The sequence below is a fragment of the Streptococcus oralis ATCC 35037 genome, from assembly GCF_900637025.1.
GTDB classification, from domain to species: Bacteria; Bacillota; Bacilli; order Lactobacillales; family Streptococcaceae; genus Streptococcus; species Streptococcus oralis.
The window spans coordinates 545,159-563,156 of sequence record NZ_LR134336.1 but is presented as its reverse complement, the minus strand read 5'-3'; the positions used below and the strand labels follow the sequence as shown (position 1 = coordinate 563,156).

Annotated in this window: 18 protein-coding genes and 2 riboswitches; of the genes, 3 read left to right on the top strand and 15 right to left on the bottom strand. The window is 42.5% G+C overall.

The genetic code is table 11. The features are described 5' to 3' along the window. The first annotated feature begins 8 nt into the window (after positions 1 to 8). Entirely contained in the window at positions 9 to 464 is a 456-nt protein-coding gene (locus EL140_RS02820) for an 8-oxo-dGTP diphosphatase (RefSeq protein WP_001081775.1), read from the top strand. A gap of 28 nt (positions 465 to 492) precedes the next feature. On the opposite strand, the gene EL140_RS02815 is transcribed toward EL140_RS02820, so the two are convergent. Beyond that, positions 493 to 1,233, bottom strand: coding sequence for a MerR family transcriptional regulator (locus EL140_RS02815; RefSeq protein ID WP_000274793.1), 741 nt, complete (start codon positions 1,231 to 1,233; stop codon positions 493 to 495). 358 nt (positions 1,234 to 1,591) lie between these two features. Between EL140_RS02815 and EL140_RS02800 the strand changes: the two genes are divergently transcribed. After that, on the top strand, positions 1,592 to 2,932 hold the full coding sequence (locus tag EL140_RS02800; RefSeq protein WP_002874374.1) for a sodium-dependent transporter: 1,341 nt from the start codon (positions 1,592 to 1,594) through the stop codon (positions 2,930 to 2,932). Positions 2,933 to 2,973: 41 nt separating this feature from the next. On the opposite strand, the gene manA is transcribed toward EL140_RS02800, so the two are convergent. The 7 genes from manA to EL140_RS02760 form a co-directional block, all read right to left on the bottom strand. Continuing rightward, positions 2,974 to 3,918, bottom strand: coding sequence for a mannose-6-phosphate isomerase, class I (manA, locus tag EL140_RS02795; protein ID WP_001294295.1), 945 nt, complete (start codon positions 3,916 to 3,918; stop codon positions 2,974 to 2,976). 119 nt (positions 3,919 to 4,037) lie between these two features. Beyond that, positions 4,038 to 5,477, bottom strand: coding sequence for a 6-phospho-beta-glucosidase (locus EL140_RS02790; RefSeq protein ID WP_000136077.1), 1,440 nt, complete (start codon positions 5,475 to 5,477; stop codon positions 4,038 to 4,040). Positions 5,478 to 5,607: 130 nt separating this feature from the next. Continuing rightward, complete coding sequence (locus EL140_RS02785) at positions 5,608 to 5,868, bottom strand: SemiSWEET family transporter (RefSeq protein WP_001291473.1); 261 nt, start codon at positions 5,866 to 5,868, stop codon at positions 5,608 to 5,610. A gap of 221 nt (positions 5,869 to 6,089) precedes the next feature. Beyond that, positions 6,090 to 7,865 carry a pyruvate oxidase gene (spxB, locus tag EL140_RS02780; RefSeq protein WP_000191815.1) on the bottom strand — a complete coding sequence of 592 codons (1,776 nt, stop codon included), beginning with the start codon at positions 7,863 to 7,865 and terminating at the stop codon, positions 6,090 to 6,092. Positions 7,866 to 8,191: 326 nt separating this feature from the next. Next, positions 8,192 to 10,414, bottom strand: a complete 2,223-nt coding sequence (locus EL140_RS02770) for a heavy metal translocating P-type ATPase (protein ID WP_000136319.1) — start codon at positions 10,412 to 10,414, stop codon at positions 8,192 to 8,194. Positions 10,415 to 10,423: 9 nt separating this feature from the next. Then, on the bottom strand, positions 10,424 to 10,795 hold the full coding sequence (locus EL140_RS02765; protein WP_000935056.1) for a cupredoxin domain-containing protein: 372 nt from the start codon (positions 10,793 to 10,795) through the stop codon (positions 10,424 to 10,426). A gap of 10 nt (positions 10,796 to 10,805) precedes the next feature. Further along, a complete protein-coding gene (locus tag EL140_RS02760) occupies positions 10,806 to 11,201 on the bottom strand; it encodes a CopY/TcrY family copper transport repressor (protein ID WP_001167199.1) in 396 nt (131 codons plus the stop codon). A gap of 183 nt (positions 11,202 to 11,384) precedes the next feature. Beyond that, positions 11,385 to 11,483, top strand: a riboswitch (TPP riboswitch). An 84-nt stretch (positions 11,484 to 11,567) separates the two neighbouring features. On the opposite strand from EL140_RS02760, the gene thiD reads away from it, so the two are divergent. Beyond that, a complete protein-coding gene (gene thiD, locus EL140_RS02755; protein WP_000221724.1) occupies positions 11,568 to 12,359 on the top strand; it encodes a bifunctional hydroxymethylpyrimidine kinase/phosphomethylpyrimidine kinase in 792 nt (263 codons plus the stop codon). Between the two features lie 47 nt (positions 12,360 to 12,406). On the opposite strand, the gene thiE is transcribed toward thiD, so the two are convergent. From thiE to EL140_RS02720, 7 genes are read right to left on the bottom strand one after another with little or no spacing between them, the layout of a single operon-like run. Then, the gene (gene thiE, locus EL140_RS02750) at positions 12,407 to 13,039 is read right to left on the bottom strand and encodes a thiamine phosphate synthase (protein WP_001078201.1); all 633 of its coding nucleotides are present in this window, start codon (positions 13,037 to 13,039) and stop codon (positions 12,407 to 12,409) included. Continuing rightward, positions 13,032 to 13,835: a hydroxyethylthiazole kinase gene (thiM, locus tag EL140_RS02745; RefSeq protein WP_001147717.1), complete on the bottom strand. Its 804-nt coding sequence runs from the start codon at positions 13,833 to 13,835 to the stop codon at positions 13,032 to 13,034. Before thiM ends, thiE begins: the two co-directional genes overlap by 8 nt. Further along, complete coding sequence (gene thiW / locus EL140_RS02740; RefSeq protein WP_001225548.1) at positions 13,835 to 14,359, bottom strand: energy coupling factor transporter S component ThiW; 525 nt, start codon at positions 14,357 to 14,359, stop codon at positions 13,835 to 13,837. Before thiW ends, thiM begins: the two co-directional genes overlap by 1 nt. A 3-nt stretch (positions 14,360 to 14,362) precedes the next feature. Beyond that, positions 14,363 to 15,055, bottom strand: coding sequence for a thiaminase II (gene tenA, locus EL140_RS02735; protein ID WP_000347963.1), 693 nt, complete (start codon positions 15,053 to 15,055; stop codon positions 14,363 to 14,365). A 10-nt stretch (positions 15,056 to 15,065) separates the two neighbouring features. Continuing rightward, positions 15,066 to 15,716, bottom strand: a complete 651-nt coding sequence (locus EL140_RS02730) for an energy-coupling factor transporter transmembrane component T (protein WP_000241362.1) — start codon at positions 15,714 to 15,716, stop codon at positions 15,066 to 15,068. A gap of 1 nt (position 15,717) precedes the next feature. Further along, positions 15,718 to 17,103: an ATP-binding cassette domain-containing protein gene (locus tag EL140_RS02725; RefSeq protein ID WP_000522138.1), complete on the bottom strand. Its 1,386-nt coding sequence runs from the start codon at positions 17,101 to 17,103 to the stop codon at positions 15,718 to 15,720. Then, complete coding sequence (locus EL140_RS02720) at positions 17,104 to 17,664, bottom strand: ECF transporter S component (protein ID WP_000915271.1); 561 nt, start codon at positions 17,662 to 17,664, stop codon at positions 17,104 to 17,106. A gap of 158 nt (positions 17,665 to 17,822) precedes the next feature. Continuing rightward, a riboswitch (TPP riboswitch) is annotated at positions 17,823 to 17,911 on the bottom strand. Between the last annotated feature and the right edge of the window lie 87 nt (positions 17,912 to 17,998).

Sequence of the window (17,998 nt, the reverse complement as noted above, 5' to 3'; positions counted from 1 at the left end):
AGAACAAGATGAACAGAAGAGAAACAGTCGAATTTGTCAATATGTGTATGATTCAAAACGGAGACAAGGTTCTGGTTCAAGATCGAGTTAATCCTGACTGGCCTGGCATTACTCTTCCTGGTGGTCATGTTGAACGTGGCGAATCCTTTGTCGATGCTGTCATTCGTGAAGTGAAAGAAGAAACTGGTCTGACCATTTCCAAACCACAACTCTGTGGTATCAAAAACTGGTACGATGACAAGGATTATCGTTATGTCGTCCTTTTTTACAAAACAAAACACTTTTCAGGTGAACTCCAGTCTTCAGACGAAGGGAAGGTATGGTGGGAAGATTTTGACAATCTATCTCATCTAAAACTTGCTACTGATGATATGTCTGATATGCTTCGTGTTTTTTTAGAAGAGGATCTCAGTGAATTCTTTTACTATAAAGACGGTGACGACTGGCTTTATGATTTGAAGTAAAAAATAGGCTAGGAAATTCCTAGCCTATTTATTCTGCATTTGTCTGAACGTAAGCAGCAATGACATCTGATGTGTATTGAGCTGTACCAGGTCCAAACTTGTCAATGTTTTCCTTAAACTCTGGGTTGTAGACGTAGCCTTTACCGATATGACCGAAGACTTCAATAGAGCAGTCAAATCCATAAGTACGAATAGCTTGCAAGAGTTTGGCTGCTTCCTCTTGGTTTTCGGCCGCTGTTGCAGGCAGACCAGCTTGAAGGTTTTGTACCAAGGCTTGAAAAACTTGGTTGAAGGCGGCTGTAGCCTCATCTTCTCTACCACTTTGGCGTTCAAGCGCTTGGCTCATGACTTCTTGACCATATTTCTCTACCGCTTCTTGGTGGTATTTTTGATTGTCTTGATAGCTAAATCCAGTGAATTTTTCCTCAATGGTCATTTTTCTTTCTCCTTTTTGTTCTTGAATGGTTTTTTGCAAGGTGGAAATCAAGGTATCCAGGTGTTGCCTTTCTCGAGTTAGATAATCCAACTGCCTAGTCAAATGGGGCAATAAATCTGTTCTTTCTTCCTTTAACAGCTCTGCTATTTTTTCTAAAGAAAAGCCTAGATATTTGTAGTACAGAATGACCTGAAGTCGTTCCAAATCCTCCTGACTATAGGTTCGATAGCCGTTTTCCGACTTTAAGGGAACCAGAAGTCCTATCTTATCGTAGTGATGCAGAGTCTTAACAGAGACACCTGAAAGCTGCGCAGCTTCTTTTATATGGTACATGATTTCCTCCTTATACTCAATGAAAATCAAAGAGCAAACTAGGAAGCTAGCCGCAAGCTGTACTTGAGTACGGTAAGGCGACGCTGACGTGGTTTGAATTTGATTTTCGAAGAGTATTACATTGATAGTATAACCCCTCCCCCTAGGTCAGAGTCAAGCGTTTTTGCGAAAAATTTTTAACTTTTTGAGAAAGGTGTGAAAACTTGAAAATGGTTTTCTTGACAGACCTTTGAAAACATGATAGGATAGTCAAGTCTATCAATCAAACAGAAGGTTCATAGAGAGCCATTGAGAGAGGGCTATTTGACAACTCAAGTAGCCTTTTCTTATTTTAAAAAACAAGATTGGAGTTTCAACTATGTCAGAAAAATCGCAATGGGGCTCGAAACTAGGCTTTATCCTAGCATCTGCTGGTTCAGCCATCGGACTTGGAGCCGTTTGGAAATTTCCCTACATGACTGCCGCTAATGGCGGGGGAGGCTTTTTACTGGTCTTTCTCATTTCCACCATTTTAATCGGTTTCCCGCTCCTGCTGGCTGAATTTGCCCTTGGCCGTAGTGCTGGCGTTTCCGCTATCAAAACCTTTGGAAAACTAGGCAAGAATAACAAGTACAACTTTATCGGTTGGATTGGTGCCTTTGCCCTCTTTATCCTCCTCTCCTTTTACAGTGTCATCGGAGGTTGGATTCTAGTCTATCTAGGAATTGAGTTTGGGAAATTGTTCCAGCTTGGCGGTACGGGTGATTATGCTCAGTTATTTACTTCAATCATTTCAAATCCAGCCATTGCCCTAGGAGCTCAAGCAGCCTTTATCTTGTTGAATATCTTTATTGTATCACGTGGGGTTCAAAAAGGAATTGAAAGAGCCTCGAAAGTCATGATGCCTATGCTCTTTATCATCTTTGTCGTGATCATCGGGCGCTCGCTCAGCTTGCCAAACGCCATGGAAGGGGTTCTCTACTTCCTCAAACCAGACTTTTCAAAACTGACCAGCGCTGGTCTCCTCTATGCTCTGGGACAATCTTTCTTTGCCCTCTCACTAGGGGTTACAGCCATGCTGACCTATGCTTCCTACTTGGACAAGAAAACCAATCTGGTCCAGTCAGGGATTTCCATCGTAGCCATGAACATCTCGGTTTCCATCATGGCGGGACTAGCCATTTTCCCAGCCATGTCAGCTTTCAATATCCAGTCGGAAGGGGGACCAAGCCTGCTCTTTATCGTCTTGCCTCAACTCTTTGACAAGATGCCTTTTGGAACCATTTTCTACATCCTTTTCCTCTTGCTTTTCCTCTTTGCGACGGTCACTTCTTCTGTCGTTATGCTGGAAATCAATGTGGGCAATATCACCAATCAGGACAATCGCAAGCGTGCTAAATGGAGTGCTATTTTAGGAATCTTGACCTTTGTCTTTGGAATTCCTTCAGCTCTATCCTATGGGGTCATGGCGGATGTTCACATTTTTGGGAAGACCTTCTTTGATGCTATGGATTTCTTGGTTTCCAATCTCCTCATGCCATTTGGAGCTCTCTGCCTGTCACTTTTTACAGGCTACATCTTTAAGAAGGCTCATGCTAAGGAGGAACTCCATCTTGATGAAAGAGCATGGAAACAAGGACTTTTCCAAGTCTGGCTTTTCCTCCTTCGTTTCATCATTCCTATTATCATCATTGTGGTTTTTATCGCCCAATTTATGTAATCAAAAAGGACTTGAGTAGTAAACTCAGGCCCTTTCTTTTTTTATGGATGGCTAACAATCAATTCCAAACCTTGCCCTTCTAGGGTCCAAGCTTCAACATCACTTGGTAGGATAAAGTGGCTACCTTTTTGGATTGGATAGTTTTTCCCGTCAATAGTAAGCTGACCTTGACCAGCTAAGACACTAAACAAACTGTAGTCTGCTGTCTTTTTAAAGTCAACTTTTCCAGTGATTTCCCACTTGTAAACTGCGAAGAAGTCATTAGACACAAGGAGAGTGGAACGTAAATCATCTGCTTTGATAGTTACGGGACGGCTATTAGCAGGTTCACCAATGTTCAAGACATCGATGGATTTTTCAAGGTGAAGTTCACGCAAGTTGCCCTTGTCATCCTTACGGTCAAAGTCATAAACACGGTAGGTGGTATCGCTAGACTGCTGGGTTTCAAGAATCAAGATACCTGCTCCAATAGCGTGCATGGTGCCACTTGGTACATAGAAGAAGTCTCCAGCCTTAACAGGCACTTTGGTCAGCAAGGCATCCCAGTTCTTGTCCTCAATTTGCTGGCGAAGTTCTTCTTTTGATTTGGCATTGTGACCATAGATAATCTCTGAACCTTCATCCGCAGCGATGATGTACCAGCACTCTGTTTTCCCGAGCTCGCCTTCATGCTCTAGTCCATAGGCATCGTCTGGGTGAACTTGGACACTGAGCCAATCGTTGGCATCGAGTATCTTGGTTAAGAGTGGAAATACAGGTTCTGGACGATTGCCAAACAATTCACGGTGTTCCGCATATAAAGTAGCTAGGTCTGTTCCCTCAAAGCGCCCATTGGCTACCTTAGAAACTCCATTTGGGTGGGCTGAAATAGCCCAGTATTCTCCGATTTTTTCACTTGGAATGTCATAGCCAAACTCATCACGTAGCTTGGTTCCACCCCAGATTTTTTCTTGCATAACTGATTGTAAAAATAATGGTTCTGACATCTTATTCTCCTATCTGTTTTTCTCACCTCATTATAGCAAAAAGCCAGGTCTAATTGAACTCTTTTTCACACATTATAAAGTAGGGAGAAGATTTTATAAAAATAGTGAACAAATATGCTCTACTTAATACTTGCACCATTGCTGGCAATGACATCCTTGTACCAGTAGAAGGATTTCTTCTTGCTTCGTTTGAGACTTCCTTGACCTGCATTATCACGATCCACATAGATAAAACCATAGCGCTTGTTCATTTCGCCTGTTCCAGCTGAAACCAAATCTATACAACCCCAAGTCGTATAACCAAGCAATTCAACGCCATCTTGGTAAATAGCATCTCGCATAGCCTTGATATGGGCCTCTAAGTAAGCAATCCGATAGTCATCTGCTACATAGCCATTTTCATCTGGCGTATCTATAGCGCCGAGCCCATTTTCTACAATGAACATAGGTTTTTGATAACGGTCCCAGATGGCATTGAGGGTGATACGAAGCCCCAATGGGTCAATCTGCCAACCCCATTCAGAGGATTTCAGATAAGGATTTTTGATAGAGGCAAAGACATTTCCAGCGGTCAGATTCGTCACTTCTGGATCCCCTGAGGCCACTCGACTCGCATAATAAGAGAAGGAAACAAAGTCAACAGTGTGATTCTTTAACAAATCTAAATCTTCTGTCGTCATTTCTATCTCAATTCCCTCACGTTCCCACTGCTTCTTGGCATAGTTTGGGTATTCCCCACGCGCTTGAACATCAATGAAAAAGTAACTCTTACGGTCTTCTTCCATGGCTGCCCAGTAGTCTCTCGGATGGGCAGTGTTAGGATAATATTGCCCTGCTGCCAACATACATCCCACCTTGTTTTCTGGATCAATTTCGTGAGCAATTTTAGTCGCCATAGCCGAGGCTACCAGCTCATGGTGGGCTGCTTGGTATTTGACCTGATCTTGATTTTCTCCTTCTTCAAAACAAATCCCTGCTCCTAAAAAGGGGGCATGCAAAATCATATTGATTTCGTTGAAGGTTAGCCAGTACTTGACCAAGCCCTTGTAACGGGTAAAGAGGGTGCGACAGAGATTTGCGTAAAAGTCCAACATACGACGGTTGCGCCAACCACCGTACTCCCTGATTAAGTGCATGGGGCAATCGAAATGCGTGATGGTCACCAGAGGTTCAATCCCATACTTGTGGCATTCCTTAAATAAATCCTCATAAAAAGCTAGACCAGCTTCATTTGGCTCTGCTTCGTCACCTTGAGGAAAAATCCGAGTCCAAGCAATGGAAAGTCGATAGGTTTTAAATCCCATTTCTGCAAAAAGAGCGATATCTTCCTTGTAATGATGGTACATATCAATAGCTTCTTTTGCTGGGTAAAAATAGCCCTCCTCAAAAGAAAACATCTTTTTCTGACCTGTGATAATGGCTTCACGGTCTGGACCAATCGGCACCACATCCACATTAGCAAGACCACGGCCATCTTTATTATAAGCACCCTCACATTGATTAGCTGCCGTTGCACCACCCCAGAGAAATACTTCTGGAAATTGTAGTATTTCTGTCATCACTTTACCTCGATTGATTTATTACTTCTATTATACTAAAAAGAAGGCAAAAAGTTTTGAACTCTCTGGATAATGATAGCACTAAACTTACTTTTATATATACGAAAAAAGACTGAAACCAGTCTTCTTTTTAAATCAAAGCTGTGATAGCCGTTACTAGTCCAAAAACGATACCTGGCGCATTAGCAGCCGCAAGGGGAATATCTCTTTCTTTCTTGAAAAGACCGTAGTAAACCCATAGACTACAGTTGATGGCTGCGACCAAGGGTTGGATGAAGTTGCCTTTTTGACCAGCCAGGTTGTTCATGATTTGTGGGAAGTAAGAGACATACATCATAACGGACATGAAGGTCGCTACCCAACCCAAAATTTTCATTTGTTTTTCAGACATTTTCAAAACCTCTTTCATTTTTATGAATCATATTTTATAATCTTTTTTCAAAACAATCAAGACTTTGTAGCTTTTGTTATGAAGATGTAAACTATCACAATCTTGTGATAAGAAAAAGGAAACAGAAAAAGACCGGATTGCTCCGATCTTTTCAAGTTCCGCTCTATGAAAATCAAAGAATAAAATCTTCAATGTTTACTTTTGATTTTCGATGAGAGAAATTATTTGATTGCGCGTGATTGCAATCCTTCTTCTTCCAAGAAGAGGCGGAATGGTACGAGTTCTTCTGCTTCGTATTTTTCCTTGAAGGCTTTGATTGCTTCTTCTGAGTGTTGTTTTGGATCCAATTCAAGTACTTCTACTGGAAGTGGACGATGTTGAGAGATGCGAGCATCGATCACAACAGTTTTACCTTCTTTGTTCAATTTAACAGCTTCTGCAACAACTGCATCGATATCTTCGATACGGTCAACTGTAAATCCTACAGCACCTTGCGCTTCAGCGATTTTCGCATAGTCAGCATTAGGGAAGTCACAACCAAACAAGTGTTTGTTTGTGTCTTCGTATTTGTCCTTGATGAAGGCATATTTACCATTTGAGAAGACAACGTTGATAACTGGAAGGTCGTATTGAACGTTTGTGATAACGTCTGGGTAGCACATGTTGAATGCACCGTCACCCATGATGTTCCATACTTGGCGATTTGGATTGTCTTTCTTAGCAGCGATACCACCAGGAAGGGCAATACCCATTGTCGCAAAGAGTGGAGATGTACGCCACATGTTCTTAGGTGTCATGTGAAGGTGACGAGTAGATGTTTGAGTAGTGTCACCTACGTCGATTGAATAGATAGCGTCTTGATCAGCATGTTTGTTGATTGCATTGTAAACTTGATACAATTGCAATTCACCCTCAGTTTTACCTTCGAGTTTGTTCATGTAATCACGCCAGTTTTGGTTGTTCTTCACGTTTGCACGCCACCATGGAGTAGACTCAACTGGGTTTACCTTATCAAGGATAGCTTTCGCTGCTTGACCTGCATCACCAAGGATTGAAGCGTCAAGGGCATGGCGTTTACCAAGTTTGTAAGGATCGATATCCACTTGGATGAATTTTTCAGTGTTTTTGAATGCTTCGTAAACTTCAGCAAATGGGAAGTTTGAACCTAGGAAGAGAACAGTGTCTGCTTCAAAGACTACTTCGTTGGCTGGTTTCCAACCAACACGGTAAGCAGAACCTGTCAAACCTTCATAGTTCCATTCGAAAGCTTCAAAGTTTTTACCAGTCGTGATGATTGGTGCTTTGATTTTACGTGACAATTCAGTGATTACTTCACCAGCTTTAACACCACCGTAACCAGCGTAGATCACTGGACGTTCAGCATTGTTCAAGATTTCAACAGCTTTGTCGATTTCAACTTCGTTCAAAGCTGGAGCGATGAATGAGCGCTCATATGAACCTGATCCGTAGTATGAGTTTTCGTCAATTTCTTGGAAACCAAAGTTTACTGGAATTTCAACAACAGCTGGACCTTTTTTAGAAACGGCAGCACGGCAAGCTTCGTCAATAACTTTTGGTAATTGCTCTGCGTAAGCTACACGTTTGTTGTAAACAGCGATACCGTTGTACATTGGGTTTTGGTTCAATTCTTGGAAGGCATCCATGTTCAATTCGTTAACCGGACGTGATCCAAGGATAGCAAGGAATGGAGTGTTATCCATAGCTGCATCGTAAACACCGTTAATCAAGTGAGTCGCACCTGGACCACCTGAACCAACTGCAACCCCGATTGAGCCGCCAAATTTAGCTTGCATAACCGCTGCAAGAGCACCTGTTTCTTCGTGGCGAACTTGCAAGAAGCGGATATCTTTGTCTTCAGCCAAAGCGTCCATCAATGAGCTGAGTGTTCCTGATGGGATACCGTAGATTGTGTCTACGCCCCATGTTTTCAATACGTTGAGCATTGCTGCAGATGCAGTAATTTTCCCTTGAGTCATAATGATAACTCTCCTTCAAATATTTTTAAAATTTGATAAATCCGTTTTCATATACTAATTGGAAACGTTTCAGCAAATTTTTACTCTACTACTTTACCACATTTGTTTTGGGTCTCCTAAGAATGTGCTCAGAAGTTTTTATTCTCTATTACAGTACAGTTTGAAAACGTTTTATACAACTGTTTTATAATAATACTCAATAAAAATCAAAGAGCAAGCTAGGAAGCTAGCCGCAGGTTGCTCAATACACTGTTTTGAGGTTGCAGATAGAGCTGACGTGGTTTGAAGAGATTTTCGAAGAGTATAAAAAGCGAGCAAGCTCGCTTTTAGTCTATTTTACTAAAGTTTAGCATGAGTGAACTGGTTAAAACAGATACAGAACTAAAGGCCATAGCTAGACCTGCCAGTTCTGGATTGAGAACGAGACCAATTCCTGAAAAGACTCCTGCTGCAATCGGAATTCCGATAACATTGTAGATAAAGGCCCAGAAGAGGTTGAGAAGAATTCGATTGAAGGTTCTCTTGCTCATATCAAAGGCACGAACCACTCCTGTCAAATCATTGTGAGTAAGAACAATCCCTGCCGACTCAATAGCAATATCAGTTCCTGCGCCCATGGCAATCCCCACATCCGCTACACTAAGGGCTGGCGCATCATTGATACCATCTCCGATAAAGGCTACTTTACCAGCCTGTTGAAGTTGATGGATTTCATGCGCTTTTTCTTCTGGCAAAACACCAGCAATGACCTCTTCGATACCAATCTGGTCTGCAATAGCTCGCGCCACTCCAGCATTATCTCCTGTCAACATCACTGTTCGGAGACCACGTTTTTTCAGCTGACTGATGGCAAGCTTGGCATTTTCTTTGGGAATATCTTGCAGGGCAAGCAAGCCTTTGATTTCATTGTCAACAGCCAAGTACACAACTGTCTTAGCTTCTTTTTCCAGTTCTTCTAGTTTTTCCTGATAAGCGCTCGAAATATCCATGCCATCTAGCATTTTAGCATTTCCAAGCAAGACTTGTTTCCCATTGATTTGCCCTGAAACACCTTTTCCGTGTAGGGCTTGGAAATTTTCTACAGGTTGAAGCTCAAGTCCTGCTTCACTCGCTCGCTTGATAATAGCTTGAGCCAGTGGGTGTTGAGAGGCTTCTTCCAAAGAGGCAGCTAAGCCAAGTACTTCTGTCTCGTCGCCAATGATATCAGTGACCACTGGTTTTCCTTCCGTCAAAGTTCCTGTTTTATCAAAGACGAGAGTTTGGACTTTCTGGATTTCCTGTAGGACGGTTCCATTTTTTAGGAGAACCCCCATCTTGGCACTCCGCCCTGTTCCTACCATGAGGGCTGTTGGTGTTGCAAGACCTAGGGCACAAGGGCAAGCGATAATCAAAACTGCCACACCATAAAGTAGAGAGGTCACAAAACTAGCCCCAAGTAAGACAAACCAAATCCAAAAAGTCAAAATCGCTAAAATGACAACTGCTGGGACAAAAATTCCTGAAATCTTATCCGTCAAATCCTGAATCGGTGCACGGCTGGTCTGGGCTTTCTTCACAAAGTCCACAATCTGAGCCAAGACAGTCTCTGAACCAACTTTTTCTGCTTTAAAAACCAGTGTTCCACTATTATTGATAGTGGAGCCAATCACAGTATCTCCAACTGTTTTGTCTACCGGCAGGCTCTCACCTGTCACCATGGATTCATCAATACTGGAGACACCTTCGACAACAACACCATCAACCGCGATCTTTTCACCGGGACGCACTCGAATCAGGTCACCTACCTTGACTTGCTCCAAGGGAACTTGGACATAGCTATCCTCACGCAAGACTTCTGCTGTTTTAGCCTGCAAATCTAGTAATTTCTCCACAGCTTGAGAAGTGTTTTTTCGCATTTTTTCCTCAAAAACCGCCCCCAAAAGAACGAAGAAGAGGATAAATCCAGCACTTTCAAAGTAAACAGGGAGACCAGCAAAGAGAGCAACTAGACTATAGAGATAGGCTACTAGGGTTCCCAGTGCCACCAAGGTATCCATGTTGGCATTGTGTTTTTTAAAGCTGGCCCAAGCGCTCTGGATATAAGGACCACCGGCCACTAGCATGATAGGCGTCGTGGCTAAAAAGGTGCCCCAATGCATGACTGGATGACTGATAGTCCCTGTCAACATCCCAATCATGAGAATAACTAGCGGCACAGTAAAGATACTGGTAATCCAAAAACGTTGCAAAAGTGACAAAGATTTTCGCGTCTTCTCAACTACGATATAACTCCCCTTTTGCATCTTCATGCCACATGAAAATTCATGTTGCCCCAACTCTTGAGGCGTAAAATGAATTGTCTTCTCCTCGTCCACGCCGATTGGTTCCAAGATACCTTCTTCTTCAAAAAGGATTTCTTTGTAACAGTTTGATGGCGTCACACGATGAAAAGTTATCTCAGCCGGAATCCCTTTTTGAAGCTGAATATGAGCTGGATGATAGCCTTTTTCAGCTCGGATACGGATTTTTTGAATGCCATTTTCTAGGCTTGCTTTCACAATTTCTGTCATAGTCTCCTCCTACTCTACAATCATCTTGCCGTGCATCATGTTCATACCACATGCAAAGCCAAACTCTCCAGTCTGCTCAGGTGTGATTTCCACTACATACTCTTCACCCATAGGAAGATCCGCATGCACACCAAAATCTGGAAAGACGATCTGATCTAGACAGGGTGAAGGGTCCTTGCGGTCAAAGACAATGCGGGCTGGCACTGATTTTTTAAGAATAATCAACTCAGGCGTATAGCCCCCCATGACTTCCACTCGGATCTCTTGGTAACCCTTTTTTTGCTGGGCCTTTTGTCCAGATTTTTCAGGCTTTTTGAAAAACCAAAACAAGATAAACGCGATAAGGGCAATACAAATAATGGTTACAATACTATTTAACATGACGTCTCCTTTACATACAATTACATCTTACTTCTGTTACAGCGCTTGATTTCTTCTTAGAAATCACAGCTTCTAAGTCTTCCAAGTCAGCCAAAGTGAAATCACATTCCACAATCAAATCAGCCAACAAGTTCTTAATCCTACGAGAACAAACCTTGTCTTTGATATCTTGGACAAGCAAGTCTCGACTCTGGTCCAGAGTTAAAAGGGCTGAATAGACAAAGAACTTGCCTTCTTTTTTCCTTGTCAGACACTCTTTCTCAACTAAACGAGCCAAAAGAGTTTGAATGGTCGACTTGGACCAGTCGAACCGCTCCGCCAGAACCCTGATCAAATCCGTACTGGTCTGCTCTCCTTGCATCCAAATAATCTTCATGACCTGCCATTCTGCATCTGAAATCTGCATCATCACACCTCCTAAATCTACATTTGTCGATTACAGTTATTAGTATACTCTCAAAATCTACATTTGTCAACTATAATTTTTATTATTTTTTCGAAAAATAGAATTCTAATCCTGTAACGAGAGATTTGCAGTCAAATTTCACTATATAAACTATAAAAATATGCTATACTGTAGAAAAAAGAAAACAACCACTAGGGGTGCGTAAAGCTGAGATTAACGACTGTTATATCCCTTTGACTCAATCTAGGTAATGCTAGCTGATGGAAGTGGAAATGATAATGAGGACTAGCTAGTCTTCTATTGCTTTCCTCAAACAGACTAGCTTGTTCTTGAGAATACAAACTTCAGTTGGTTGGGAGGTTTTAGATGACTTATTTACCCGTTGCTCTAACCATTGCAGGAACTGACCCTAGTGGCGGTGCTGGCATTATGGCTGATTTGAAGTCATTCCAAGCGAGAGATGTCTATGGAATGGCCGTTGTCACCAGCCTTGTCGCTCAAAATACCAGAGGTGTTCAATTAATCGAGCACGTCTCCAACCAAATGCTGGAAGCTCAATTGGAGAGTGTCTTTTCGGATATCAAACCTCAGGCTGTGAAAACTGGTATGTTGGCAACTACTGAGATCATGGAGATCATCCAACCCTACCTTAAAAAGCTGGACTGTCCCTATGTGCTGGACCCTGTTATGGTCGCTACGAGTGGGGACACCCTGATTGATACCAGTGCGAGAAGCTTCCTAAAAACAAACCTACTTCCCCTTGCAACCATTATCACTCCCAATCTTCCTGAAGCAGAAGAGATTGTTGGTTTTTCAATCCATGATCCAGAAGACATGCAGCGTGCTGGTCGCCTGATTTTAAAAGAATTTGGTCCTCAGTCTGTAGTTATCAAAGGTGGTCATCTTGAAGGTGGTGCCAAGGATTTCCTCTTTACCAAGGAGGAACAATTTGTCTGGGAAAGTCCACGAATTCAAACCTGTCACACCCATGGTACTGGATGTACTTTTGCTGCAGTGATTACGGCTGAACTAGCCAAGGGGAAGACCCTTTATCAGGCAGTCGATAAGGCCAAGGCCTTTATCACAAAAGCCATCCAAGACGCCCCTCAACTCGGTCATGGTTCTGGCCCAGTCAACCATACAAGCTTTAAAGATTAAGAAAAAACTCTCTAGTTCCCACTATAAGGGAATTAGAGAGTTTTTGATTAGGAAATAATGTCATCTAGCTTTGTTAAAAAAGCTTGCGTTTTTGCTTCTATATCTTCTGCCTGCATCAAATCACGGACAACGGCTACCCCTGCTATACCAGTTTCAGCAAGTTGGTCAATATTCTCTGACGTCAATCCTCCGATAGCAACTACTGGAATGGCGACCGTTTGGCAAATGGTTTTCAAGGTTGAAATCAGAGTGATGGGTGCATTTTCTTTGGTCGTAGTCGGGAAAATGGCTCCTGTTCCCAAGTAATCCGCACCCGATGTTTCCGCCTCAAGAGCCCTTTTTACTGTTTTAGCAGTGACACCGAGGATTTTTTCAGGACCCAAGACTTTGCGGGCAACCGAAACTGGTAGTTCATCGTCGCCTATATGCAACCCAGCAGCATCAACCGCGAGACAAACATCCAAACGATCATCGATAATCAAGGGGACCTGATAGGCATCGGTTATTTCCTTGACTTGTTTTGCCAGTTGATAGTATTGATTGGTGGTGAGATTTTTTTCTCGTAGTTGGATGATGGTAACACCTGAACGGCAGGCCGTCTCGACTTTTTCAAGAAAGTTTTCCAAGGAATCTTGGTAGCGATTGGTTACCAGATATAGTCTGAGTGCTTCTCTATTCATAAAAGTCTCCTTTGATAGCATCTAGCCAATTTTTATCTCTTTTTAGAAGAGAGAGCTGATTGAGAGTTTGAAAGCGGAAATCTTCCAATCCCATTCCTTGAACAAGAATTCTCTCAGCAGAAATATTGAGATAAGAAACCGCTAAGCACGAAGCTTCAAAGGCAGTCTTTCCTTGGCTGAGAAAAACAGCTGTCAAGGCTCCAACCAGGTCTCCTGTCCCCGTTATCCAGTCTAATTCGTCACAGCCATTTCCCAATACAGCAACTTGATTCTCTGAAACTATGAGGTCCTTAGGTCCAGTTACTAAGAATGACATACCAGGATAAAGCTGACACCAGTCTTTCAAGACTTGAAGTAAATCCTCAGTTTCTTGATCTTTATGGCTAGCATCAACTCCAACTCCGTGGTGCTTTAAACCAACAAGACTTCGGATTTCCGACATATTCCCTTTAAGGACTGTGGGCTTGTATTCTAAAAGATCTCTGACTAAGGTCTTTCGAATGGGAGATGCTGCTAGGCCAACCGCATCTACTACCATTGGGAGACAAGCTTGGTCTGCATAAGAAGCTGCCCTACGGATTGCTTTTTCCTTCTCGGCTGACAAATGCCCCAAATTGATAAAGAGGGCTTGACTTTGCTTAGTAAAATCAAGAACTTCACGAGGGTCATCTGCCATGACAGGTTTGCATCCTAGAGCCAAAATGCCATTAGCCAGCATCTCACAGGAAATCTCATTGGTGATGCAGTGAATCAAGGAACTGGTTGCCAGAGGGAAAGGATTTGTAAATGCCTGCATCAGTCTATCCTTTCTCCAAAGAAATATCCCTGCACTTTTTTAAAGAATTCCTGCTTGATTAAAAATCGAAAGGCAAGGAAGGCTATGGCTGTACCGATCAAGGTTGCTCCGAAAAATCGAGGGGTGTAGATAAACCAGCTGAGCTTGGCCGCAGATCCGGTAAAGAGAACCATAACAGGATAGGAAACAATGGAACCGATAACCCCTGTTCCCAAGATTTCTCCTAGGGCAGAAAAGTAAAATTTTCGACCATACTTATAAAAGAGACCTGCTAGGAGGGCTCCGAAAGTAGCTCCTGTGAGGGCCAAAGGAGGAATCCCCTGAGTTGACATACGGATAAATGCTGTGACTGTAGCCATGACCAAGGCATAAACAGGCCCCATCAAAATTCCTGCTAGGATATTGACTACACTAGACATCGGTGCCATTCCTTCAATTCGAAAGATGGGTGTAAGGACTACGTCAAGGGCAATCATCATGGATAAAATAGTTAATTTGTGAACTTGTAGTTGGTGCTTTCTCATTTTCTATTTCTTCTCTTTTTCTAAGGACTGCAAATCACTCGTCCATGTTTGATGTTGGTAAGCCATCTCCCAAAACTTGGCTTCCATGTGGACACTTCGGTGAAAGGCCTCTAGCATTTTTTGTTTGTCTGTCTCGTCGCTTTCTTGATAGAGTTGATTGACCAGCTCTTCTTCCTCTTTAATCTGCTGTTCTAACTCATCGGTGATATAGGTTTCAATCCACTGTTGATAAAGAGGATTCGGGGATGGTTTGCGATTAAGTGCCTTGCCCAAATCATGGTATAACCAAGGACAAGGGAGCAAACTAGCAAAAGCAATGCCCAAGTTTGGTTCTGCAAACTGTCGATAAATATGCGAAATGTAATGATAACAGGTTGGAGCAATCGGTTGCTCGTCCATTTCCTGGTCGCTGATTCCTAATTCCTTGAAAAATTGTTGTCGGATAAACAACTCACCCTCCACTAGACTCTGGGCATTTTGTTTCAAGAGTCTTTTCATCTCCTCGTTTGAAGTCTTATCAGCCAAGAGGTGATAGGCTTCTGAGAAGGCCTTCAGATAGTAGGCATCCTGAATCAGGTAATAGCGAAAGATGGAAGGTTCTAAATTCCCCTCTTGTAACTGTAATACAAATGGGTGATGAAAGGAAGCCTGCCAAGCTTCCCTGGATAATTCCATCGCAATATCTGTAAAATCCATAATAACTCCTTTATAAAAATAGACTGGTTTGAAGTAATAAAAAGAACAGCAGGTAGATTAATTTTGTTTTTTTAGAAATATAAAAAGTCCGATAGCGATTCTCCAACTGCGCATGTTCGTCATATCCATGTGCAGACAGAGCTCTCAAGTAGAGATGGCGCCATCTAAAAACCGTCATCAAAACCTTACTGTAAATCAAGGGCGACCAAACATGCAGTTTTTGACCACGCAGTAAGCAAGCTTCCTTGAGGGACTTGATTTCCTGCTGAATGAGGGGAAAGGCATTGAATACCACAATCAAGGCATAGGCCCAAGACCGTGATAACCCCTTTTGAGCCAAGTACAAGAGAAGCTCTTTTAAGGAAATGCTGGAAACAAAGACAAGGCCGATACAAACGGTCACAAAAGCCCTCGTTCCAAGTATCACTGCCTGCGAAGCATCCCCATGCAACTGAACTGCCCAGTAGTTGGCCAAAGATGGCAAAATGGCGAGCACAATCATCCAAGCCAACATCTTAAATCGACGATAATAGAGCATAAAGAGAATGCAAAATGCGACTACTGAAAGATTAAGAGCAATCGAAGGAAGGAAAGATGTTTCCAAGGATAAAATTAGAAAGAAGAGACCGATTATCGGTGTCTGGGTTGCTACTTTGACCATACTACTTCACCTCCCCTTGAGTATTGATACTCCGAGATGTGAGTGGTTTGCTGATTGTCACGTCTTTAATATGACGGAGACCCTCACTAGTCATCTCGATCCAATAATCAACCACAGAGATCAAGGGATCTAAACGATGGCTAATGATCAAAAAACTTCTTCCTTGATTGCTCTCCTCCACAATCCACTGACAAAAATAATGGCAAGCTCTATCATCCAAACCAGCAAAAGGTTCATCTAGCAAAATCACAGAAGCCTTGCTGGTCAAGATGGTCAATAGCTGAAGAATCTTTTGCTGTCCACCACTTAATTGATAGGGACTCTTATCGAGCGCCTGCTCCAGATCAAAATATCGTAATGCTTGGAGAATCCGCTGATTTCTCACAGTATCTGGAACATCTAATTGCAGTTCCTCTCGCAGACTGACTCGGATAAACTGCTTCTCAGCTTCCTGAACAACACCTGTCAAGTCACGATACAAACTCTTTTTCTTTTTGAGAACCGATCCCTTCCAACTAATGCGCCCTTTATACTTTTGAAATTGAAGAATGGAACGAAAGAGGGTTGATTTCCCGACACCATTATCACCCAAGATACAAGAAATTCCTTGGTAGAATGTAAAATCAGAAATGGAAAAGAGGGGGCGATGATCTAGCTCACAAGTCGTTCTGTCCATGTGGAATAGTTCTGGGCTAGGAGCAACTTTCTTTGAAGCAACCTGTGTCATCTCAGAGCAAGGGATTTGAAACACCTCCCTTAACTGGCCGTCTCTTAGCTCCACCATATGGTCGATATAGGCTTCATAGTCTGATAAATCATGGTCGCACAGGATGACTGTCTTCCCATCAGAGGCCAACTCTTTTAGAATCTCCAATATCTCCAGCCTGCTCTTGCGGTCAATAGAAGCAAAGGGCTCATCCAAGAGATAGACCCTAGGATTCATAGCAAAGAGAACAGCCAAAGCAGCCTTTTGCTTTTCCCCACCTGATAAGTGATGAATGGGACGGTGCAAAATCGCCTTGCAGCGACATTGCTGGACCACCTCTGCTATTTTAGAATCAATTTCCTGAACGGGATGCCCAATATTTTCCAAGGTAAAAATCAGCTCCTCAAACAAGTTCTCCATGGTAAATTGATGATTGGGATTTTGAAAGAGAATGCCGATCGTCTGAACACGTTCAACGATTGAAAGCTGACTGACCTGGTTTCCATCTATCAGGACTTGACCACTATAGGGTAAGGAAGTGACCTGGGCAATGATTTGAAAGAGACTGGATTTTCCTGAACCACTGCTCCCAACTAACAAGGTAAAAGCTTGCGCATGAAAAGTAAAATCAATCGGTTCCGAAAAGATTGGTGACTGAATCCCCCGTAGTTCCAGCCCCATCTATGCCTTACCTCCAGATGCAAACTGATGATAGAGCTTGACAATGGCACGAACCAAGATGGCACAGAAGAAAAAGACAGAAATAAAACGCACCACAAGCAAGGAAAGGACAAAAGGAAGGGAAAAGGCGTAGTAACCTAACTTAATGTATTCATAGACAAAGCTAAAAAGCGTAATCCCAATACTATTGGCAGTTAGAGAGAGCCAACTTTCATAGCGATTCTTGGTTACGAGAAAACCAAATTCACTTCCCAAGCCTTGAACCAAGCCGGACAAAAGAGCACCTAGACCGAATTGGCTACCATAAAGGACTTCAGCAAGTGCAGCTAACACTTCTCCAATCGTTGCACTTCCGACTCTTGGAACAAAGATAGCTGCAATGGGCGCAGCCATACACCAGAGACCAAAGAGAATTTCATTGGCAAAGGCCTGCAAACCAAGAGGGGCCAAGATCAGGGTGAGGATATCAAACAGATAGCCTGAACCCACAAAAACGCCACCAAAAAAGATAGACAAGAAAGCAAGCAAGATAACATCTTTTAACTGCCATTTTTTCAACATAAAAAACTCCTTTTTTAAAGAAAAGTGGGGCATTCAAGGAGAGCTACCGAAAGGCTTGCCGTCCAACCTATCCTCTTTTGATAAACAAAAAAACTCCAATTACAATCAAGAATTAGAGTTTAGCTTACAAGATTAGACAGTTCTTTTCGACATACGAAAAAAACCTTTTCACATTTCCCTTCGCCAGTCTTAACTGTATCAGGTTCAATGGGTATCATCTCAGCCTAAAGCACCCCAAATGTCTTTATTATTTTATTACTGGACCAGTATAACAGAATTTGAAAGCCCTAGCAAGATATTTGATTAGAAAATATATTTATATAGTTTTTGATAC

Excerpts from the sequence above, each read along its gene's own strand:
- EL140_RS02820 (WP_001081775.1), top strand. The coding sequence starts at position 9 with ATGAACAGAAGAGAAACAGTCGAATTTGTCAATATGTGTATGATTCAA.
- EL140_RS02815 (WP_000274793.1), bottom strand. The coding sequence starts at position 1,233 with ATGTACCATATAAAAGAAGCTGCGCAGCTTTCAGGTGTCTCTGTTAAG.
- EL140_RS02800 (WP_002874374.1), top strand. The coding sequence starts at position 1,592 with ATGTCAGAAAAATCGCAATGGGGCTCGAAACTAGGCTTTATCCTAGCA.
- manA (WP_001294295.1), bottom strand. The coding sequence starts at position 3,918 with ATGTCAGAACCATTATTTTTACAATCAGTTATGCAAGAAAAAATCTGG.
- EL140_RS02790 (WP_000136077.1), bottom strand. The coding sequence starts at position 5,477 with ATGACAGAAATACTACAATTTCCAGAAGTATTTCTCTGGGGTGGTGCA.
- EL140_RS02785 (WP_001291473.1), bottom strand. The coding sequence starts at position 5,868 with ATGTCTGAAAAACAAATGAAAATTTTGGGTTGGGTAGCGACCTTCATG.
- spxB (WP_000191815.1), bottom strand. The coding sequence starts at position 7,865 with ATGACTCAAGGGAAAATTACTGCATCTGCAGCAATGCTCAACGTATTG.
- EL140_RS02770 (WP_000136319.1), bottom strand. The coding sequence starts at position 10,414 with ATGACAGAAATTGTGAAAGCAAGCCTAGAAAATGGCATTCAAAAAATC.
- EL140_RS02765 (WP_000935056.1), bottom strand. The coding sequence starts at position 10,795 with ATGTTAAATAGTATTGTAACCATTATTTGTATTGCCCTTATCGCGTTT.
- EL140_RS02760 (WP_001167199.1), bottom strand. The coding sequence starts at position 11,201 with ATGCAGATTTCAGATGCAGAATGGCAGGTCATGAAGATTATTTGGATG.
- thiD (WP_000221724.1), top strand. The coding sequence starts at position 11,568 with ATGACTTATTTACCCGTTGCTCTAACCATTGCAGGAACTGACCCTAGT.
- thiE (WP_001078201.1), bottom strand. The coding sequence starts at position 13,039 with ATGAATAGAGAAGCACTCAGACTATATCTGGTAACCAATCGCTACCAA.
- thiM (WP_001147717.1), bottom strand. The coding sequence starts at position 13,835 with ATGCAGGCATTTACAAATCCTTTCCCTCTGGCAACCAGTTCCTTGATT.
- thiW (WP_001225548.1), bottom strand. The coding sequence starts at position 14,359 with ATGAGAAAGCACCAACTACAAGTTCACAAATTAACTATTTTATCCATG.
- tenA (WP_000347963.1), bottom strand. The coding sequence starts at position 15,055 with ATGGATTTTACAGATATTGCGATGGAATTATCCAGGGAAGCTTGGCAG.
- EL140_RS02730 (WP_000241362.1), bottom strand. The coding sequence starts at position 15,716 with ATGGTCAAAGTAGCAACCCAGACACCGATAATCGGTCTCTTCTTTCTA.
- EL140_RS02725 (WP_000522138.1), bottom strand. The coding sequence starts at position 17,103 with ATGGGGCTGGAACTACGGGGGATTCAGTCACCAATCTTTTCGGAACCG.
- EL140_RS02720 (WP_000915271.1), bottom strand. The coding sequence starts at position 17,664 with ATGTTGAAAAAATGGCAGTTAAAAGATGTTATCTTGCTTGCTTTCTTG.